Source organism: Micrococcus sp. CS26, from assembly GCF_055522295.1.
Window position 1 is genome coordinate 126,341 of record NZ_JBVFVY010000004.1, and the last position, 15,278, is coordinate 141,618.

Annotated in this window: 13 protein-coding genes and 1 pseudogene; 9 read left to right on the forward strand and 5 right to left on the reverse strand. The window is 72.3% G+C overall.

What is annotated here, in order from left to right; genetic code table 11:
• Window positions 1–18 precede the first annotated feature (18 nt).
• Together ACZ1IK_RS03245 and ACZ1IK_RS03250 are read left to right on the forward strand one after the other, a co-directional pair.
• Window positions 19–387: a hypothetical protein gene (locus ACZ1IK_RS03245; RefSeq protein ID WP_036316791.1), complete on the forward strand. Its 369-nt coding sequence runs from the start codon at window positions 19–21 to the stop codon at window positions 385–387.
• Window positions 384–1,025 (forward strand): TrmH family RNA methyltransferase, encoded by a 642-nt coding sequence (locus ACZ1IK_RS03250; RefSeq protein ID WP_241246462.1) that lies wholly within the window; start codon window positions 384–386, stop codon window positions 1,023–1,025. Before ACZ1IK_RS03245 ends, ACZ1IK_RS03250 begins: the two co-directional genes overlap by 4 nt.
• Window positions 1,026–1,152: 127 nt before the next feature.
• On the opposite strand, the gene ACZ1IK_RS03255 is transcribed toward ACZ1IK_RS03250, so the two are convergent.
• Window positions 1,153–2,049 (reverse strand): SMP-30/gluconolactonase/LRE family protein, encoded by an 897-nt coding sequence (locus ACZ1IK_RS03255; RefSeq protein ID WP_078025971.1) that lies wholly within the window; start codon window positions 2,047–2,049, stop codon window positions 1,153–1,155.
• 51 nt (window positions 2,050–2,100) lie between these two features.
• Window positions 2,101–3,456, reverse strand: coding sequence for a lipase family protein (locus tag ACZ1IK_RS03260; protein ID WP_357191161.1), 1,356 nt, complete (start codon window positions 3,454–3,456; stop codon window positions 2,101–2,103).
• 196 nt (window positions 3,457–3,652) lie between these two features.
• Between ACZ1IK_RS03260 and fbaA the strand changes: the two genes are divergently transcribed.
• Entirely contained in the window at window positions 3,653–4,675 is a 1,023-nt protein-coding gene (fbaA, locus tag ACZ1IK_RS03265) for a class II fructose-bisphosphate aldolase (protein WP_036341084.1), read from the forward strand.
• 59 nt (window positions 4,676–4,734) lie between these two features.
• Here fbaA and ACZ1IK_RS03270 read toward each other — a convergent pair whose 3' ends face one another.
• Window positions 4,735–6,201 carry a helix-turn-helix domain-containing protein gene (locus tag ACZ1IK_RS03270; RefSeq protein ID WP_051995313.1) on the reverse strand — a complete coding sequence of 489 codons (1,467 nt, stop codon included), beginning with the start codon at window positions 6,199–6,201 and terminating at the stop codon, window positions 4,735–4,737.
• A gap of 268 nt (window positions 6,202–6,469) precedes the next feature.
• On the opposite strand from ACZ1IK_RS03270, the gene aceA reads away from it, so the two are divergent.
• Both aceA and aceB read left to right on the forward strand, forming a co-directional pair.
• The gene (aceA, locus tag ACZ1IK_RS03275) at window positions 6,470–7,777 is read left to right on the forward strand and encodes an isocitrate lyase (RefSeq protein WP_012750705.1); all 1,308 of its coding nucleotides are present in this window, start codon (window positions 6,470–6,472) and stop codon (window positions 7,775–7,777) included.
• A 33-nt stretch (window positions 7,778–7,810) separates the two neighbouring features.
• Window positions 7,811–9,574, forward strand: a complete 1,764-nt coding sequence (aceB, locus tag ACZ1IK_RS03280) for a malate synthase A (RefSeq protein ID WP_158184795.1) — start codon at window positions 7,811–7,813, stop codon at window positions 9,572–9,574.
• Window positions 9,575–9,639: 65 nt separating this feature from the next.
• Here the strand turns inward: aceB and ACZ1IK_RS03285 are convergent, their stop codons facing one another.
• The gene (locus tag ACZ1IK_RS03285; protein WP_036341081.1) at window positions 9,640–10,854 is read right to left on the reverse strand and encodes a hypothetical protein; all 1,215 of its coding nucleotides are present in this window, start codon (window positions 10,852–10,854) and stop codon (window positions 9,640–9,642) included.
• 174 nt (window positions 10,855–11,028) lie between these two features.
• Between ACZ1IK_RS03285 and ACZ1IK_RS03290 the strand changes: the two genes are divergently transcribed.
• Complete coding sequence (locus ACZ1IK_RS03290) at window positions 11,029–11,472, forward strand: DUF3151 domain-containing protein (protein ID WP_012750707.1); 444 nt, start codon at window positions 11,029–11,031, stop codon at window positions 11,470–11,472.
• An 8-nt stretch (window positions 11,473–11,480) separates the two neighbouring features.
• Window positions 11,481–12,122 carry a thymidine kinase gene (locus ACZ1IK_RS03295; protein WP_063189666.1) on the forward strand — a complete coding sequence of 214 codons (642 nt, stop codon included), beginning with the start codon at window positions 11,481–11,483 and terminating at the stop codon, window positions 12,120–12,122.
• Window positions 12,123–12,295: 173 nt separating this feature from the next.
• Here the strand turns inward: ACZ1IK_RS03295 and ACZ1IK_RS03300 are convergent, their stop codons facing one another.
• On the reverse strand, window positions 12,296–13,618 hold the full coding sequence (locus tag ACZ1IK_RS03300; RefSeq protein WP_060973406.1) for a short-chain fatty acid transporter: 1,323 nt from the start codon (window positions 13,616–13,618) through the stop codon (window positions 12,296–12,298).
• Between the two features lie 621 nt (window positions 13,619–14,239).
• Between ACZ1IK_RS03300 and ACZ1IK_RS03305 the strand changes: the two genes are divergently transcribed.
• Window positions 14,240–14,926, forward strand: coding sequence for a helix-turn-helix domain-containing protein (locus tag ACZ1IK_RS03305; RefSeq protein WP_020626743.1), 687 nt, complete (start codon window positions 14,240–14,242; stop codon window positions 14,924–14,926).
• 115 nt (window positions 14,927–15,041) lie between these two features.
• Window positions 15,042–15,217 (forward strand): annotated as a pseudogene (locus ACZ1IK_RS03310) (transposase); the annotation flags it as partial.
• Window positions 15,218–15,278 lie beyond the last annotated feature (61 nt).

Below are 15,278 nucleotides of genomic sequence, written 5' to 3' on the forward strand. Positions count from 1 at the left end.
GCGCGCTACGGTGGCGCCATGAAGACTCCGCGTCATGCCCCGCCCGTCGTCCGCGACGGCAAGACCCTGCTCCCCGCCCACGCCGTCTCCACGGCCCCGGTCACCGCATTCGGTCTGATCGGCGGCTACCTGACCGCCCGTGAGACCGGCATCCGGCCGCTCGGCGGTGTCGTGCTGGCCGCCGCCGGCCTGTATGCCGGCCGGACGTGGTTGGCCACGCGGGGGCCGGCCGTCACCGGGGGCCTGGCCGCCCTGTACCTCGGCGGCTTCGGCGCCTCCCACCCGCTGGCCAAGAAGATCGGCGCGTGGCCGGCCGTGCTCTCCGTGGCCGCGGTGTCCGCCGGGGCCGCCTGGGCCGCCGTCGACCGGTCCGAGGCCGGCCGCTGAACGAGCCCGCGCCGGCCGAGGAAGGCCCCGCGCCCCGTGAGGTCGGCGTCGGGCCGTGGCTCGGCCCGTGGCCGGAGGACCCCCGCCACGACCCGGAGCTGCTCGCGCACGGCGACCGCCGCAACGTCCTCGACCGCTACCGCTACTGGCGCCTCGAGGCGATCGTCGCGGACCTCGACGCGCGGCGGCACCCGTTCCACGTGGCCATCGAGAACTGGCAGCACGACCTGAACATCGGCACCGTCGTGCGCACCGCCAACGCGTTCAACGCCGCCGGGGTGCACATCATCGGGCGGCGCCGCTGGAACCGGCGCGGCGCCATGGTCACCGACCGCTACCTGCACGTGCGTCACCACGAGACGGTGGCGGCGTTCACCGCGTGGGCGGCGGGGGAGGGGCTGCCCGTGCTCGGCGTGGACCTGTTCCCCGAGTCGGTGCCGGTGGAGACCTTCGACTTCCCGCGTGCCTGCGTGCTCGTCTTCGGGCAGGAGGGGCCGGGACTCTCGGCGGAGGTGCGGGCGGCGTCGAGCGCGGTGTTGTCCATCGCGCAGTACGGCTCCACCCGCTCGATCAACGCGGGCGTGGCCGCCGGCATCGCGATGCACGCGTGGATCCGGCAGCACGCGGCCGTCCCCTGAGTCCGGCGCGAGCCAGACGATTCCGCGCTGAAAGGAGCCTCTGGACCGCAGATTCGTCTGGCTCGCGGCGCAGGATGGCGCAGGACCGCGCAGGACCGCGCCGCCGATGACGTGCGGCGTGACGGCGTCAGCCCGCGAAGGGGCGGGCCGGCAGGCCCGTCACCCCCGGGCGGACGGCGAACAGGGCCCCGGCCAGCGGGTCCTCGCCGCGCTCCAGGTTCTCCCAGGAGGTGGTGATGTAGAGGGTGCCGAGGTCGTCGCCGCCGAAGGTGCACGCCGTGGTCTTCTGCACGGGCACCTCGACCACCTCGTCGAGCGTCCCCTCGGGCGTGTACCGGTGGATCTGCCCGTGGCTGATCACGGCCACCCAGATCCCGCCCTCGGCGTCCACGGTGAGTCCGTCCGGCTTGCCCTCCCCGTCGAGCACGTCCACGAGCACGCGCCGGTTCGTCAGGCCCTCCTCGCGGGAGTAGTCGAACACGGCCACCTGCCGCGTGGGGGTGTCGTTGTAGTAGGCCAGCGTGCCGTCCGGGCTCCACTCCAGGCCGTTGGACGTCGTCGCGCCGGTCAGCACGACGTCCACCTCGCCGGCGCCGCCGTCGGGTCCGGGGGCGAGCCGGTAGAGGTTCGCGGCGCCGGGGGTCTTGGCGTACGCCATGGTGCCGCAGTGGAACCGGCCGTCCGGGTCGCAGCCGCCCTCGTTCATCCGGATCCCGGCGTCCGCGCCCCACAGCTCAGGCAGCGTCGTCAGCTCGCCCTCGGGCGAGATCAGGGCGAAGCCCCGCTCCACCGCGACGACGGCGCCACCCCCCGCACGCGGGCGCAGCGCGGCGGCCACGTCGCCGACGTGCGTGCGGTCCACCGTGCCGTCGGCGCGCAGGGACAGGACGTCCCCGGCGAGCATGTCCACCCAGCGCAGGCCGCCGCCGGCGGTCACGCCCTCGGCGGCGGCGCCCCAGGAGGCGGCCCAGACGGGGCCCTCGCCGTGGTAGGCGATGGGATCGGTGACCTGCTCGGCGCGCATGACTGCTCCTTCGGTGGGCGGGACGGTCCTGGCCCCGACGCTAGCCGAGGCTCAGAACCACCCGCACGAGTCGGCGGTCCAGCGGTCGGCGAGGGCCGCGTCCAGGAACGCCCCCATCCGCGGCAGCGCGGCCACGTGGCCGCCCACGTGGGTCGGGGTGAGGAGCGGGTCGAAGCGCACCCGCGCACCCTGCGCGCACCAGCGGCGGCCCAGGTCGCGGCCGGTCCGGTACGGGATGACGTCGTCCGTGACGGAGTGCGCGATCAGCACCGGCACCTCGGGGCGGCGGCCCTGCGCGCCGATCCGCTGCTCGGCGAGGATCCCGCCCAGCTCGGCGTCGGAGCGGACGAGCTCAGGGAAGTCCTGCCCCGTGCGGGTCAGCGTGGCGGAGTCGAGGTGCGCGTGGGCGAGGCTGTCCGTCACACAGGTCTCGGCCGCGCCGGCGAGGGCCGCCAGGCCGGTCTCGTTGAGGTGCGTGGCCGGGTCCACGTCGTACGCGGCGAGCTGCCCGGCCATCGCGTAGAGCAGGAAGGCCGCGTAGAGACCGCCGTCGATCCGGTCCGCGACCTGCACGAGGTCGGCCGGCGGGGCGCCCGCGTAGGCGCCCTTGAGGTCCAGCTCCGGGGCATAGTCGGGCGCGAGCTCGGCGGCGGCCGCGGTCGCCCCGCCGCCCTGCGAGTAGCCCGCGAGCGCGACCGGCGCGGTCGCGGTGACGCCCGACCCCGACACCTGGGCGGCCGCGCGCACCGCGTCGAGGACGGCGTGCGCCTGGGCCTCCCGGACCATGTAGGTGTGCGTGCCCGGGGTGCCCAGGCCCTCGTAGTCGGTGACCACCACGGCGTGGCCGCGGCTCAGCAGGGACGTGATCCCGACGCCCTCGTACTGCACGCCGGTGGAGAGGGTGCGGGAGGGGGCGCAGCGGTCCGCCGCGCCCTGGGTGCCCACCGCGTAGCCGATCACGGGGCGCTCGCCGGCGCCCGTCCACGGGGCGGTGGGGGTCAGCACGGTGCCGGTCACGGCGATGGGTCGGCCCTGGGCGTCCTGCGAGGCGTACATGATGCGCGTGGCGTGCGCCGGCACCTGCACCAGTCGCACCGGGTCCAGGTAGAAGGCGGTGGGCTCGGTGCGGATCAGGGCGCCGGGGGTCGAGGGCAGGGTGGTGGGCGGCAGGTAGAAGGGGTCGTCGGCCGAGGCGGCCGCCAGGGCGTCCCGGGCCGCGTTCCAGCGGGCGTCCTCGGCCGTCGTGGCCGGCTGCGAGAGGTCCTCGACGGCGGAGCTCACCTCCGGCGCGTCGGGGGCCGGGGCGGACTCCTGGGCCAGGGCCGCGTGCGGCGCGCCGAACCCGGCGACGACGGCCACGGCGGCGGCCAGGGCGAGGGGGCGGGAGGGGCGGCGTACGGGGGCCATGGTGGTCTCCGGTCTCTGGGATGCAGATGTGACGCATCTCACCCTAGGCCAGCGACGGGGCCGTGCCCAGGTTGGCGTCGCCGTCGGGCCCGGGGCCCTGGGGCGGGTCCGGCCGCGCGGATAGGATGAGCCCGAGGGTGTCGCGCCCGCCGCGCTCCCCCGCCTGCCTGAGTCGACGACGCCTAGGAGCTGCAGCATGCCCATCGCATCCCCGGAGAAGTACGCCGAGATGATCGACGCCGCCAAGAACGGCGCCTTCGCCTACCCGGCGATCAACGTCACCAGCTCCCAGACCCTGAACGCCGCCATCCGCGGCTTCGCCGAGGCCGGCTCGGACGGCATCATCCAGGTCTCCACCGGCGGTGCCGCCTACTTCTCCGGCTCCTCCGTGAAGGACATGGTCGCCGGCTCGCTGGCGTTCGCCGCGTTCGCGCGCGAGGTCGCCAAGAAGCACTCCGTGAACATCGCCCTGCACACGGACCACTGCCCCCAGGACAAGCTCGAGGACTTCGTCCTGCCCCTGCTGGACGCCTCCGAGGCCGAGGTGAAGGCCGGGCGCGACCCGATCTTCAACTCCCACATGTGGGACGGCTCCGCCGAGACCCTCGAGGAGAACCTGCGGATCGGCCGCGAGCTGCTCGCCCGCACCCACGCCAACAAGCAGATCCTTGAGGTGGAGATCGGCGTCGTGGGCGGCGAGGAGGACGGCGTGGCCCACGAGATCAACGAGAAGCTCTACACCACCGTGGCGGACGGCATCGCCACGGTGGAGGCACTCGGCCTCGGCGAGAACGGTCGCTACCTCACCGCGCTGACCTTCGGCAACGTGCACGGTGTCTACAAGCCAGGCAACGTGAAGCTGCGCCCGGAGATCCTGCAGGAGATCCAGCAGGCCGTGGGTGAGAAGTTCGGCAGGGAGCGCCCGTTCGACCTCGTGTTCCACGGCGGCTCCGGCTCCGCCGCCCAGGAGATCGCCGACTCGGTGGAGTACGGCGTCGTGAAGATGAACGTGGACACGGACACCCAGTACGCGTTCACCCGACCCGTGGCCGGGCACATGTTCGAGAACTACGACGGCGTCCTGAAGGTCGACGGCGAGGTCGGCGACAAGAAGCAGTACGACCCCCGCGTGTGGGGCGCCAAGGCCGAGGAGGCCATGGCCGCCCGCGTGGTCCAGGCCTGCACCGAGCTGAACTCGGCCGGCAAGAGCATCGGCTGACCCCGCCGTCCGCCGCGCCGGCCCGCACCCTCGCGTGAGGGTGCGGGCCGGCGTCGTCCTCAGCCCTCCCGCTCCTCCTGGGCCTGGAGGAACTCGAAGACCTCACGCTCGTCCACACCGGGGAAGGTCTGCGTGGGCATGGCCGCCAGCAGATGCGCGTGCATGCGGGCCGCGGGCCACACGTGCCCGCCCCACGCGGCCTCGAGCTCGGGGTCGGGGCGGCGGCAGCAGCGCGGATCGGGGCACGTGGAGGTGACCCGGTGGCGGGTGTCCGCGCCGCGGAAGTGCCGGGCATGCTCGAACGGGGTGCCCACGGAGAGGGCGAACAGCCCGTCGGGGCCGTTCTCGATCATCGAGGTGCACCAGAACGTCCCGTTGGGCGAGTCCGTGTACTGCGTGTGGGCGCGGAACCGGTCGTTGCGGGAGAAGGCCTGCCGTGCGCCCCACTTCCGGCACGCCTGCTGGCCCTCGATCGCACCGGTGTGGTCGGCGGGGAACACGATCCCGTCGTTCTCGTAGGCCTTGTGGATCACCCCGGTCTCGTGGACCTTCTGGAAGTGGCAGCGGATGCCCAGGTCCACGGTGGCCAGGTTGGTGAACCGGTGCGCGGCGGCCTCGTAGGAGACGCCGAACGCGTCCTTCAGGTCGTCCACGGACAGGTCCCGGCGCTTCTGGGCGGCCCGCAGCAGCGACGACGCCGCCCGCTGCGGCATGAGCAGCGCGCCCGCCAGGTAGTTCACCGCCACACGCTGGGCGAGGAAGTCCTCGTAGTCCCGCGGCTCGCCGTGGCCCAGGACGGCGGCGGCGAGGGCCTGGAGCACCACGGTGCGGCGGTCATGGTCTGAGGAGCGGGAGCCGCTGATGTGGATGCGCCCGTGCTTGAGGTCCGTGACGGAGCGCGTGGAGTGCGGCAGGTCCGGGACGAAGCGCAGGGTGAAGCCGAGGTGCTCGGCCAGCTCCGAGACCGCGTGCAGGCCCAGCGGCCCGCCCGTGTGGCCGATCGCGTCGAGCAGCCGATGCGCCTCGGCCTCGAGGTCGGGGTAGTGGTTGTCCACCGCGCGCATCCGGGCGCGCAGCTGGGCGTTGGCGCGGCGCGCCTCCTCGGGGGTGGCGGCCTGCTCCTCCAGGCGACGGCGCAGCTCGGCCTCCAGCCCCGCGATCACCTCGAGGACCTCGGTGGGGGTGCGGGGCCCGATGCGCAGCGGGGGCAGGCCGAGGGAGGCGTAGTGCTCCGAGCGCGCGAACCGTTCGACCTCGATCTCCAGTTCGGCCCGCCGGGTGGGGGCCCGGCCGGTGAGCAGGTCCTCGACCGGCACGCCCAGGACCTCGGCGATCCGCTGGACCAGCGAGAGCCGCGGCTCGCGGCGGGCGTTCTCCACGAGGGACAGGTGCGAGCCGCTCACTCCCGTGTGCTCCGCGAGCTGGTCCAGGGTGAGGCCGGCCTGCTTGCGCAGGTGCCGGACGCGGCGGCCCAGCGCGACGGCGTCCACGGTCGCGCTGTCCTCGGGAAGCGGGCGGGTCATCATGCGCGGAACTGTAGACGGAACCGGGGAGGAGATCACGTGTTTCGGAAAGAAAGTCACATTCTTGACAAGCGGGGGGCCGTTGCCGTGATCCAGACCACACCGGGGCGCAAGGACTGTCACGTTCTGACCCAGTGGCAGGAACGGCCGGAGTTTCCACCGATTTTGTGCTCCAGAGGGCCTTGCCCGGGGCCAAGGTGGATGTCAACGGCAGCGACGGACACGTCGCACCGAACCCTTCACGAACCGGACCGATCCTCAGGAGGACGTCATGACCACCCAGCCCCACCACTCCACTCCCGCCTCCGCCGAACAGCTCCAGCACGACTGGGACAACAACCCCCGCTGGGCCGGCGTCGAGCGCAGCTTCACCGCCGAGGACGTCGTCCGTCTCCGCGGCCGCATCCAGGAGGAGCACACGCTGGCCCGCCGCGGCGCCGAGAAGCTGTGGACCCAGCTGAAGGACGAGAACGCCCGCGGTGAGTTCACCAACGCCCTCGGCGCCCTCACCGGCAACCAGGCCGTCCAGCAGGTCAAGGCCGGGCTGCGCGCCATCTACCTCTCCGGCTGGCAGGTCGCCGCGGATGCCAACCTCTCCGGCCACACGTACCCGGACCAGTCCCTGTACCCGGCCAACTCCGTGCCGCAGGTGGTGCGCCGCATCAACAACGCCCTGCTGCGCGCGGACCAGATCGAGCACGCCGAGGGCGTCAGCAGCGTCGAGGACTGGCTCGTGCCGATCGTGGCCGACGCCGAGGCCGGCTTCGGCGGCCCGCTCAACGCCTACGAGCTCATGAAGTCGATGATCACCGCCGGCGCCTCCGGCGTGCACTGGGAGGACCAGCTGGCCTCCGAGAAGAAGTGCGGGCACCTCGGCGGCAAGGTGCTCATCCCCACCGGCCAGCACATCCGCACGCTCAACGCCGCCCGCCTGGCCGCCGACGTCGCCGACGTGCCCAGCGTGATCATCGCCCGCACCGACGCCGAGGCGGCCACCCTGATCACCTCGGACGTGGACGAGCGCGACGCCGAGTTCATCACCGGTGAGCGCACCGCGGAGGGCTTCTACAAGGTCCGCAACGGCGTCGAGCCCTGCATCGCCCGCGCCAAGGCCTACGCCCCGCACGCGGACCTGATCTGGATGGAGACCGGCACGCCGGACCTCGAGCTGGCCCGGAAGTTCGCCGAGGCCGTCAAGGCCGAGTTCCCGGACCAGATGCTGGCCTACAACTGCTCGCCGTCCTTCAACTGGAAGAAGAACCTCGACGACGACACCATCGCCAAGTTCCAGCGCGAGCTGGGCGCCATGGGCTACACCTTCCAGTTCATCACGCTGGCCGGCTTCCACGCCCTGAACCACTCGATGTTCGACCTGGCCAAGGGATACAACGAGCGCCAGATGTCCGCGTACGTCGAGCTGCAGGAGCGCGAGTTCGCCGACGAGGCCCGCGGCTACACCGCGACCAAGCACCAGCGCGAGGTCGGCACCGGCTACTTCGACGCCGTGTCCACCGCCATCAACCCGGACAGCTCCACGGTGGCCCTGGCGGGCTCCACGGAGTCCGGCCAGTTCCACTGATCCGCTCAGCCGAGACCGCGAGGAGGCAGTCCCATGAGCCCGCAGACCACGACCCCCACCCTGCACGAGATCCATGCCGACGACGCTCGGGAGCACACGCCCCTGCCGCATGACGTGAGCACCCAGGCCATCCCCGTCGTCATCCCCGAGGGCGCCGCCCCCGTGGTGACCGTCCACGGGCCGGTCGACGGGCGGCAGGCCGAGATCCTCACGGACGAGGCGCTGGCGTTCCTCGGCCGCCTGCACCGGCTGGCCGAGGACCGCCGCCGGCGGCTGCTCGAGGAGCGGGAGTACACCCAGCGCCGCATCACCGACGGATGGAACCCGCACTACCTGCGGTCCACCCGCCGGGTCCGCGAGGACGACTCCTGGCGTGTGGCGCCGCTGGCCCCCGGCCTGCAGGACCGCCGCGTGGAGATCACCGGCCCCGTGGATCGGAAGATGACGATCAACGCCCTCAACTCGGGCGCCTCGGGCTGGCTCGCCGACTTCGAGGACTCCTCGACGCCGTCCTGGGACCGGATGCTGGACGGGCAGGTCAACCTGTTCGACGCGATCCGCGACCAGATCGACTTCACCTCCCCCGAGGGCAAGGAGTACCGGCTGCGCGAGCGCGAGCTCACGGACCGGCCGACCATCATCGTCCGCCCGCGCGGCTGGCACCTCATCGAGGACCACATCCGTGTGGACGGCGAGCCGATGGCCGGCGCCCTCGTGGACTTCGGCCTGTACTTCTTCCACAACGCCGACGAGCTGATCCGCCGCGGCCACGGCCCGTACTTCTACCTGCCCAAGCTCGAGTCCCATCTCGAGGCGCGGCTGTGGAACTGCGTGTTCGTGGCGGCGCAGGACGAGCTGGGCATCCCCCAGGGCACCATCCGGGCCACCGTGCTGATCGAGACGATCACCGCGGCGTTCCAGATGGAGGAGATCCTGTACCAGCTGCGCAACCACGCCGCGGGCCTCAACGCCGGCCGCTGGGACTACATCTTCTCCATCATCAAGAACTTCCGGGACCGCGGGGCCGAGTTCGTCCTCCCGGACCGCTCGGAGGTGACCATGACCCAGCCGATGATGCGGGCCTACACGGAGCAGCTGGTCCGGGCCTGCCACCGGCGCGGCGCCTCGGCGATCGGCGGCATGTCCGCCGTGATCCCGGACCGCCGGAACGAGGAGGCCAACGCCGCCGCGCTGGAGAAGGTGCGCGCGGACAAGGCCCGCGAGGCCGGCGACGGCTTCGACGGCTCGTGGGTGGCGCACCCGGACCTCGTGCCGGTCGCCCGGGAGGAGTTCGACGCCGTGCTCGGCGAGGCCCCGAACCAGATCCGCACCCGCCGTCGCGAGGACGTGGAGCCGGACGAGGCCGCCCTGCTCGACGTCGCCGCGACCACGGGCTCGGTGACCGAGGCCGGCGTGCGGATGAACATCGAGGTCGGGATCCGCTACATCGAGTCCTGGCTGCGGGGGAACGGCGCCGCCGCGATCCACGGACTCATGGAGGACGCCGCCACGGCGGAGATCTCCCGGTCCCAGATCTGGCAGTGGGCCCACAACGGCACCGGTGTGCAGCTGACCGAGGGCGGCGTGCGGACCGCCAACCGCGGCTGGATGGAGCAGCTGATCCGCGAGGAGCACGCTCGGATCCTCGCCGGCCCGCTGCCCGAGGGCCACCGGTTCGAGGACGCGGTGCGCGTGTTCTGCGAGTCGGCCCTGCCGCCGGAGTACCCGGCGTTCCTCACCCTGGGCGCGTACCGCCGGCACTTCGCCGGTCAGGACGACGCCGCGGCGAAGGCCTGATCCGCCGGGCCTCACGACGACGGCCGGTCACCTCACGAGGTGACCGGCCGTCGTCGTGCCGGGTGTCAGTCCCCGGACGTGGAGGGGGACGGCGAGGCCGAGGCCGACTTCGTCGGTGACGGGCTGGCCGACGCCGAGGCGGACGCCTCCGCGGCCCGCTGGGATTCGGCGGCCTCCCGCGCGGCGCCCTGGAACGGCCGCGGCGGCTGGCCGGGGGCCACGGGGCCGGGGGCGCCCTCGGGGCGGTCGATCGTGGACTGGTTGTTCAGCAGCTCGTCGGGCACGCGGCCGGTGGGGATCTCCCGGGCCTGGGCCAGGGTCTCCTCGTCCATCTGCGCGTTCAGGAAGAACGGCGAGCTGAGCTTGATGACCTCCTGGAAGTCCCCGGCGTCCTTCAGCACGGTGTCCGCGAGGTGGTCGCGGGTCTCGGTGACGAGGGTGGTGCTCTGCGCGACCGGCGAGTTCTTCACCTGGGTGAGGCCGCCGTTGGCGTCACCGAAGCCCTCCATCGAGCCCATGGTCACGGAGACCATCTCGCTGCCGTCCTCGGAGCAGGCCCACGCGGTGCGCTGGGGCAGCAGGGGGGCGCCGTCCTGGCCGCCGACCATGCCGGGGCGCAGCAGGGCGAGCAGCCCCTTGCCGGTCTTCGGGTCGAACGTGTACTCGTCCGCCACGGCGGCGGGCTCCTCCTGGCACCACTCCAGGCGGGAGCCGTCGAGGTTGTGCTGGTAGTGGACCTGCGCCAGGGGCATGCCGGGGCTGTACTCGAAGTAGCCGTTGTAGACGCAGGTGAGGAACTCGTGGGTCTCGTCCTGCGAGGCGAACAGCTGCACGATCTCGATGTTCGAGCTGTCCGGGATGTGCGTGGCGACGGCGTCCAGGGTGCGCTGGTCCAGGACGTCGCGCGTGCAGTCCATCACGGAGACGGTGTCGTTGCGGACCGCCGCCGTGTTCTTCCAGGCCTCGGTGGCGGCGCCGTCCTTGATGCCCGGGCCGACGGTCTCGAACGCCTGACGCGGCTCGGCGCGCGGGGTGCCCTCGGCGGACTCCGACGCGAGGGCCTCACGGACGCGGGACGCCGCGGCGGACGCGGGGTCGGTGGGGCTCTCCGTGGCCGAGCCGGCTGCGGCCGAGGCCGCCGATCCGCTGGGTGCCGCGGCGGTCGACGAGGCGGGCTCACCGGACTGGCCGGCCGAGCCGCAGCCGGCCAGGGCGAGGGCGAGGGCGGCGACGCCGACGGCCAGCGGGGCACGGCGGCGGGCGGGCGCGGGGTGGGTCATGGAGGCTCCTTCGACGGCATCGGCGGCCCGGCCCCGGGAGCGTGGGGCTGCGGACGGACGCTGCGCCTACGGTACCGGACCGTCCTGGACGCGGGGACGGCGATCCGTCCGGCGTCCGGCGCCGTCGATAGACTCGGCCGCGACCGCATCGTCCGCGAGGAGAAGAGGCATCCCATGTCCGAGTCCCTGATCGGCAAGAACCTGATGGAGCCGCCGGCCACGCGCCTGCCGGAGGAGCCGGAGGTGCTGGCCCGGCTCGAGGCAGGTGACCTGCCCGAGGACATCGTGCCGGTGGCGCCCGAGTCCTCCCTGGTGTGGGCGCTCATGGCGGAGGACGCGTGGGCCGAGGGCCGGACCGTGGACTCCTATGCGTACGCCCGCGTCGGCTACCACCGGGGTCTGGACGCGCTGCGCCGGGCGGGGTGGCGCGGCGCCGGCCCGGTGCCGTACGCCCACGAGCCCAACCGCGGCTTCCTGCGCGCCCTGTACGCGCTGGGCCGCGCGGCCGCCGGGATCGGGGAGTCCGAGGAGGTCGAGCGCATCCGCACCTTCCTGCGGGACTCGGACCCCACGGCCGCAGAGCAGATCGAGGCCGGCCAGGGCCGCGCCCAGGGCTGAGCGGAGCCGTGGCCAAGCTCTACTTCCGCTACGGGGCCATGAACTCCGGCAAGTCCACGGGCCTGCTGCAGGCCGCCTTCAACTACGAGGAGCGCGGCCAGCGGGTGCTGCTGGCCAAGCCGGAGGTGGACGTGAAGGGGGAGGGCGACGTCGTCTCCCGCCTCGGTGTGACCCGCGCCGTGGACTTCCTCGTCCCGGCGGGCGCGGACGTGCGGGAGCTGTTCCGCCGGCACGCCACCGGTGACGACCCGGACGCCCTCGTGGGGCACGTGGAGGCCCCGCCCATGGCGTGTCTGCTCGTGGACGAGGCACAGTTCCTCGAGCCGGCGCAGGTGGACGACCTGCTGCGCATCGCCGTGCTCGACGGCGTCCCCGTGATCGCCTACGGACTGCGCACCGACTTCCGCACCCGCTCCTTCCCGGGCTCCGCGCGGCTGCTGGAGCTGGCGCACTCCCTCGAGGAGCTGAAGACCATCTGCCGGTGCGGCCGGAAGGCGGTGTTCAACACGCGCAAGGTCGTTGACCCGGCCACGGGCGCCGAGCACTTCGTGTTCGAGGGGGACCAGGTGGCGATCGACGGTGTCCAGGTGACCTACGAGTCCCTGTGCGGCACGTGCTACCTGGCGGAGTCCGGCGGTGCCCTGGGCTGAGGCGGCCATTGCCAGGCAACTGCCAGGCTGCGTGACGGCTGCGCCCATGCTCGGTTCGTACGGTGGAACCACTTCATCGAGGTGCGAGTGATGAAGGTGCGAGTGATGACAGGCGAAGGGCCCCGGTGATCCCGGGGCCCTTCGTCTGTCCTGGCCCGCATCGGCCGGCCGGGTCAGAGCGAGACGAGCAGGAGCGTGCCGCCGAAGACGAGCCCCGACGCGAGCAGCACGACCGTGGTGTACCCCAGGATGTCGCGCATCTTCAGGCCGGCGATCGCCAGAAGGGGGATCGCCCAGAACGGCTGGATCATGTTGGTCCACTGGTCGCCGTAGGAGACGGCCATGATGGTGATGGCCGGATCCACGCCGAGCGCGTCGCCGGCCTGGAGCATGATCGGGCCCTGCACGGCGAACTGTCCGCCGCCGGAGGGGACGAAGAAGTTCACGAGGCCCGCGGCCAGGAACGCCAGCAGGCCGAACGTCACCGGGTTCGAGATCGCCACGAAGGCGTCCGAGAGCACCGCCACCAGGCCGGTGGTCGTCATCATGCCGAGGATGCCCGCGTAGAGGGGGAACTGCAGCAGGATCTCGCCCACGTTGGACGCGGCCCCCTGGGTGAGGCCGATCAGCTCGTGCGGGCTGCGCACCAGCAGCAGGATCAGCGCGAGGAAGGACCAGTTGACGATGTCCAGGGTGAGGGTGCCGCCGCCGACGAAGTGCATCACCAGATAGGTCACGAGCATGGCGCCGACGAGGAGCGTGGGGACACGGGAGGCGTCGAGACGGTCCGCCGGCGTCTCGATCTCCGGTGCGGACACCGCGTCCTGGTCCCGCGCGTCGATCTCCAGCTCCACGATCCGGTCCCCGGCGCGCGGGGCGACGAGGAACAGGGCCAGGGCCACGACGAGCACGGTCACCACGGCGGCGGTGATGTTCCACCAGGAGAAGGTGGTCTCCGAGACCGGGACCGTCCGGCCGTCCAGGCTCTCCGTGAGGAACGAACCGGGGGTGGCGGCCGTCAGCGGGCCGGAGCCCGAGTACCCCATGTGCCACACCACGAACCCGGAGAACCCGGCGGCCACCAGCATCGGGAAGTGCAGGACCAGCCCGCGCTCACGGGCCTGCGCCGCGACCTCCTTGGCCAGCAGCGCACCGACCACCAGGCCCAGGCCCCACGTGATGAGGGAGGCCGCCGCCGCCACCACGAACACGAAGATGTAGGCGGCCAGGGGCGTGCGGGGAATGCTGGCGAGCCGGGCGAGCAGGCGGCGCACCGGACCGGTGTTCGCCAGGATGTGGCCGAGCATGAGCACGAGCGCCATCTGCGTGATGAACGCCAGCAGTCCGGACAGGCCGTCACCCCAGCCCACGACGACGTCGGCCGGCCCGGCCGGAGTGAGCAGCAGGCACAGGGCTGCCACCGCGAACGTCAGCACGATGGTGAACACGAGCGAGGACGGGATGAACCGCTCCATCGTCGTGTTCAGCGGGCGCATGGCGCGGCTGAAGAACGTGCCCTCGCGGGCGGCGCGGCCCGGGGGCCTGGGCGTGGGCGGACGTGTGGACGTGGTGGACATGGGGCTCCTGTTCGGAGGTGAAAGACCGGGGCGGGAGTGATGTGGATCACTCTAGGCGCTCGATCGTCTCGGGCGGGGCCTGGTCCACGTCCAGAGTCGGGCGCTCGCTGACGAGGGTGCCGGTGCGGTCGATCCCCCAGTGGTCGACGACGTCGTGGCCCGGCTCGGCCGGGTCACCCGGAATCTGTACGCGAGCGTGGACGACCTCACCGACAAGGGATGCACCGTGCGGGTCTCGACCGAGTGAGATCACGGTGCCCAGGCCCGGCACTTCCCCCGTAGCCGGACTCATGCTCGGCATCAAGGCCGCATTCGCTGAGTTCGAGCGTCGAAGGATCAAGGAGCGCCAGGCCGAAGGGATCGCCCCAGGGTGTGTTGCCCCCTTCCAGGCGCTGCTGTCGATGGCCCTTCCGTCTCCGCTCTGGTGGAGTACGGCTCTGGTGAGAGGGCCACGCGCTCTCGGTGCATGGCATGACAGGGTCTCAAAGTCAGGGCTCCCCGGGCATGCATGAACAGGTCCGGCTCCGGTACTCTTCTTGCATGACTCTTCTGACGGTGGGGGAGGCCGCCGAGCGCCTCAAGGTCTCCGACCGCTATGTGCGGCGCCTCGTCGAGGACGGTGATGTGCCGGCCCGCCGCCTCGGAGAATCCTGGTTCATCGATGAGCGTGCCCTGGCCCGTCGTGCCCGCAGGGCGCCGGGTATCGGCCGCACCTGGGCTCCGCGGACCGCCTGGGCCGCCGTCGACCTCCTTGCCGGAGGAAACGGACGGGCCTTCCTCGACCAGCCGCGGATCTCCCGTCTGCGCTCCCGGCTGCGAACGCTCACCGCTGCCGAGATGCACCGACTGGCTGAGAACAGGGCCCGGCCCCACCGGTTCCACGCCTCGCCTCGAGCCCGAGCCAAGCTCGCCGACGTTCTCGTGCCCTCGGGGGTGTCCGCCCTGGATCAGTCGGATCTCGCCCGCCGCTTCGGGCTCGCCGCTGTCGAAGGGAACCAGCGGGAGGAGGGCTATCTGCTCGGCGACCTGGAGGCTCTCCAGTCGCGGCTCCGCCTCGACGCCTCGGCGGCGGGGGAAGTGGTGATCCGCCACATACCTGCCCCCGTGGATCCCTCCGCCCTGCTTCGCACTGAAACAGTCGTGGCGCTGGACCTCATGGACTCCGACGACGTCCGTGAGCGGGCCGCCGGGCGAGAGGCCCTCGATCGACTGTTGCATCGTGTCTGAGCCGCGTCACCTGAGCGTGGAGGACCTCCTCGGATGTGAGGCGGGCCTCGGCGCTGGAGATGGCCTAGGGCGTGTCTGAGAACGGCTCCAGGGACCCGCTGAGATCCGGGGAGCCATGTCCCGGTTGCACGTCGTCTCCGACGCCCGATCGGAGCTGATCGCCCCGCTGCTCCAGACCGCACGGGCCGGCAGGGTCGACCCTTCTCGGATGTCCGCACGATGGTCGAAGCGATCATCTGCCAGTGCAGGTGCGGGACTCCGTGGCGGGATCTGCCCGAGGTCAACGGGCCCTGAGAGGCCGCGTGGATCTGACATCGACGCAGGGTGCGGGCACTGGTCTGTCCGGGGGCTG

Coding starts and splice junctions, on each gene's coding strand:
- ACZ1IK_RS03245 (WP_036316791.1), top strand. CDS start 19: ATGAAGACTCCGCGTCATGCCCCGCCCGTCGTCCGCGACGGCAAGACC.
- ACZ1IK_RS03255 (WP_078025971.1), bottom strand. CDS start 2,049: ATGCGCGCCGAGCAGGTCACCGATCCCATCGCCTACCACGGCGAGGGC.
- ACZ1IK_RS03260 (WP_357191161.1), bottom strand. CDS start 3,456: ATGGCCCCCGTACGCCGCCCCTCCCGCCCCCTCGCCCTGGCCGCCGCC.
- fbaA (WP_036341084.1), top strand. CDS start 3,653: ATGCCCATCGCATCCCCGGAGAAGTACGCCGAGATGATCGACGCCGCC.
- ACZ1IK_RS03270 (WP_051995313.1), bottom strand. CDS start 6,201: ATGATGACCCGCCCGCTTCCCGAGGACAGCGCGACCGTGGACGCCGTC.
- aceA (WP_012750705.1), top strand. CDS start 6,470: ATGACCACCCAGCCCCACCACTCCACTCCCGCCTCCGCCGAACAGCTC.
- aceB (WP_158184795.1), top strand. CDS start 7,811: ATGAGCCCGCAGACCACGACCCCCACCCTGCACGAGATCCATGCCGAC.
- ACZ1IK_RS03285 (WP_036341081.1), bottom strand. CDS start 10,854: ATGACCCACCCCGCGCCCGCCCGCCGCCGTGCCCCGCTGGCCGTCGGC.
- ACZ1IK_RS03290 (WP_012750707.1), top strand. CDS start 11,029: ATGTCCGAGTCCCTGATCGGCAAGAACCTGATGGAGCCGCCGGCCACG.
- ACZ1IK_RS03300 (WP_060973406.1), bottom strand. CDS start 13,618: ATGCGCCCGCTGAACACGACGATGGAGCGGTTCATCCCGTCCTCGCTC.
- ACZ1IK_RS03305 (WP_020626743.1), top strand. CDS start 14,240: ATGACTCTTCTGACGGTGGGGGAGGCCGCCGAGCGCCTCAAGGTCTCC.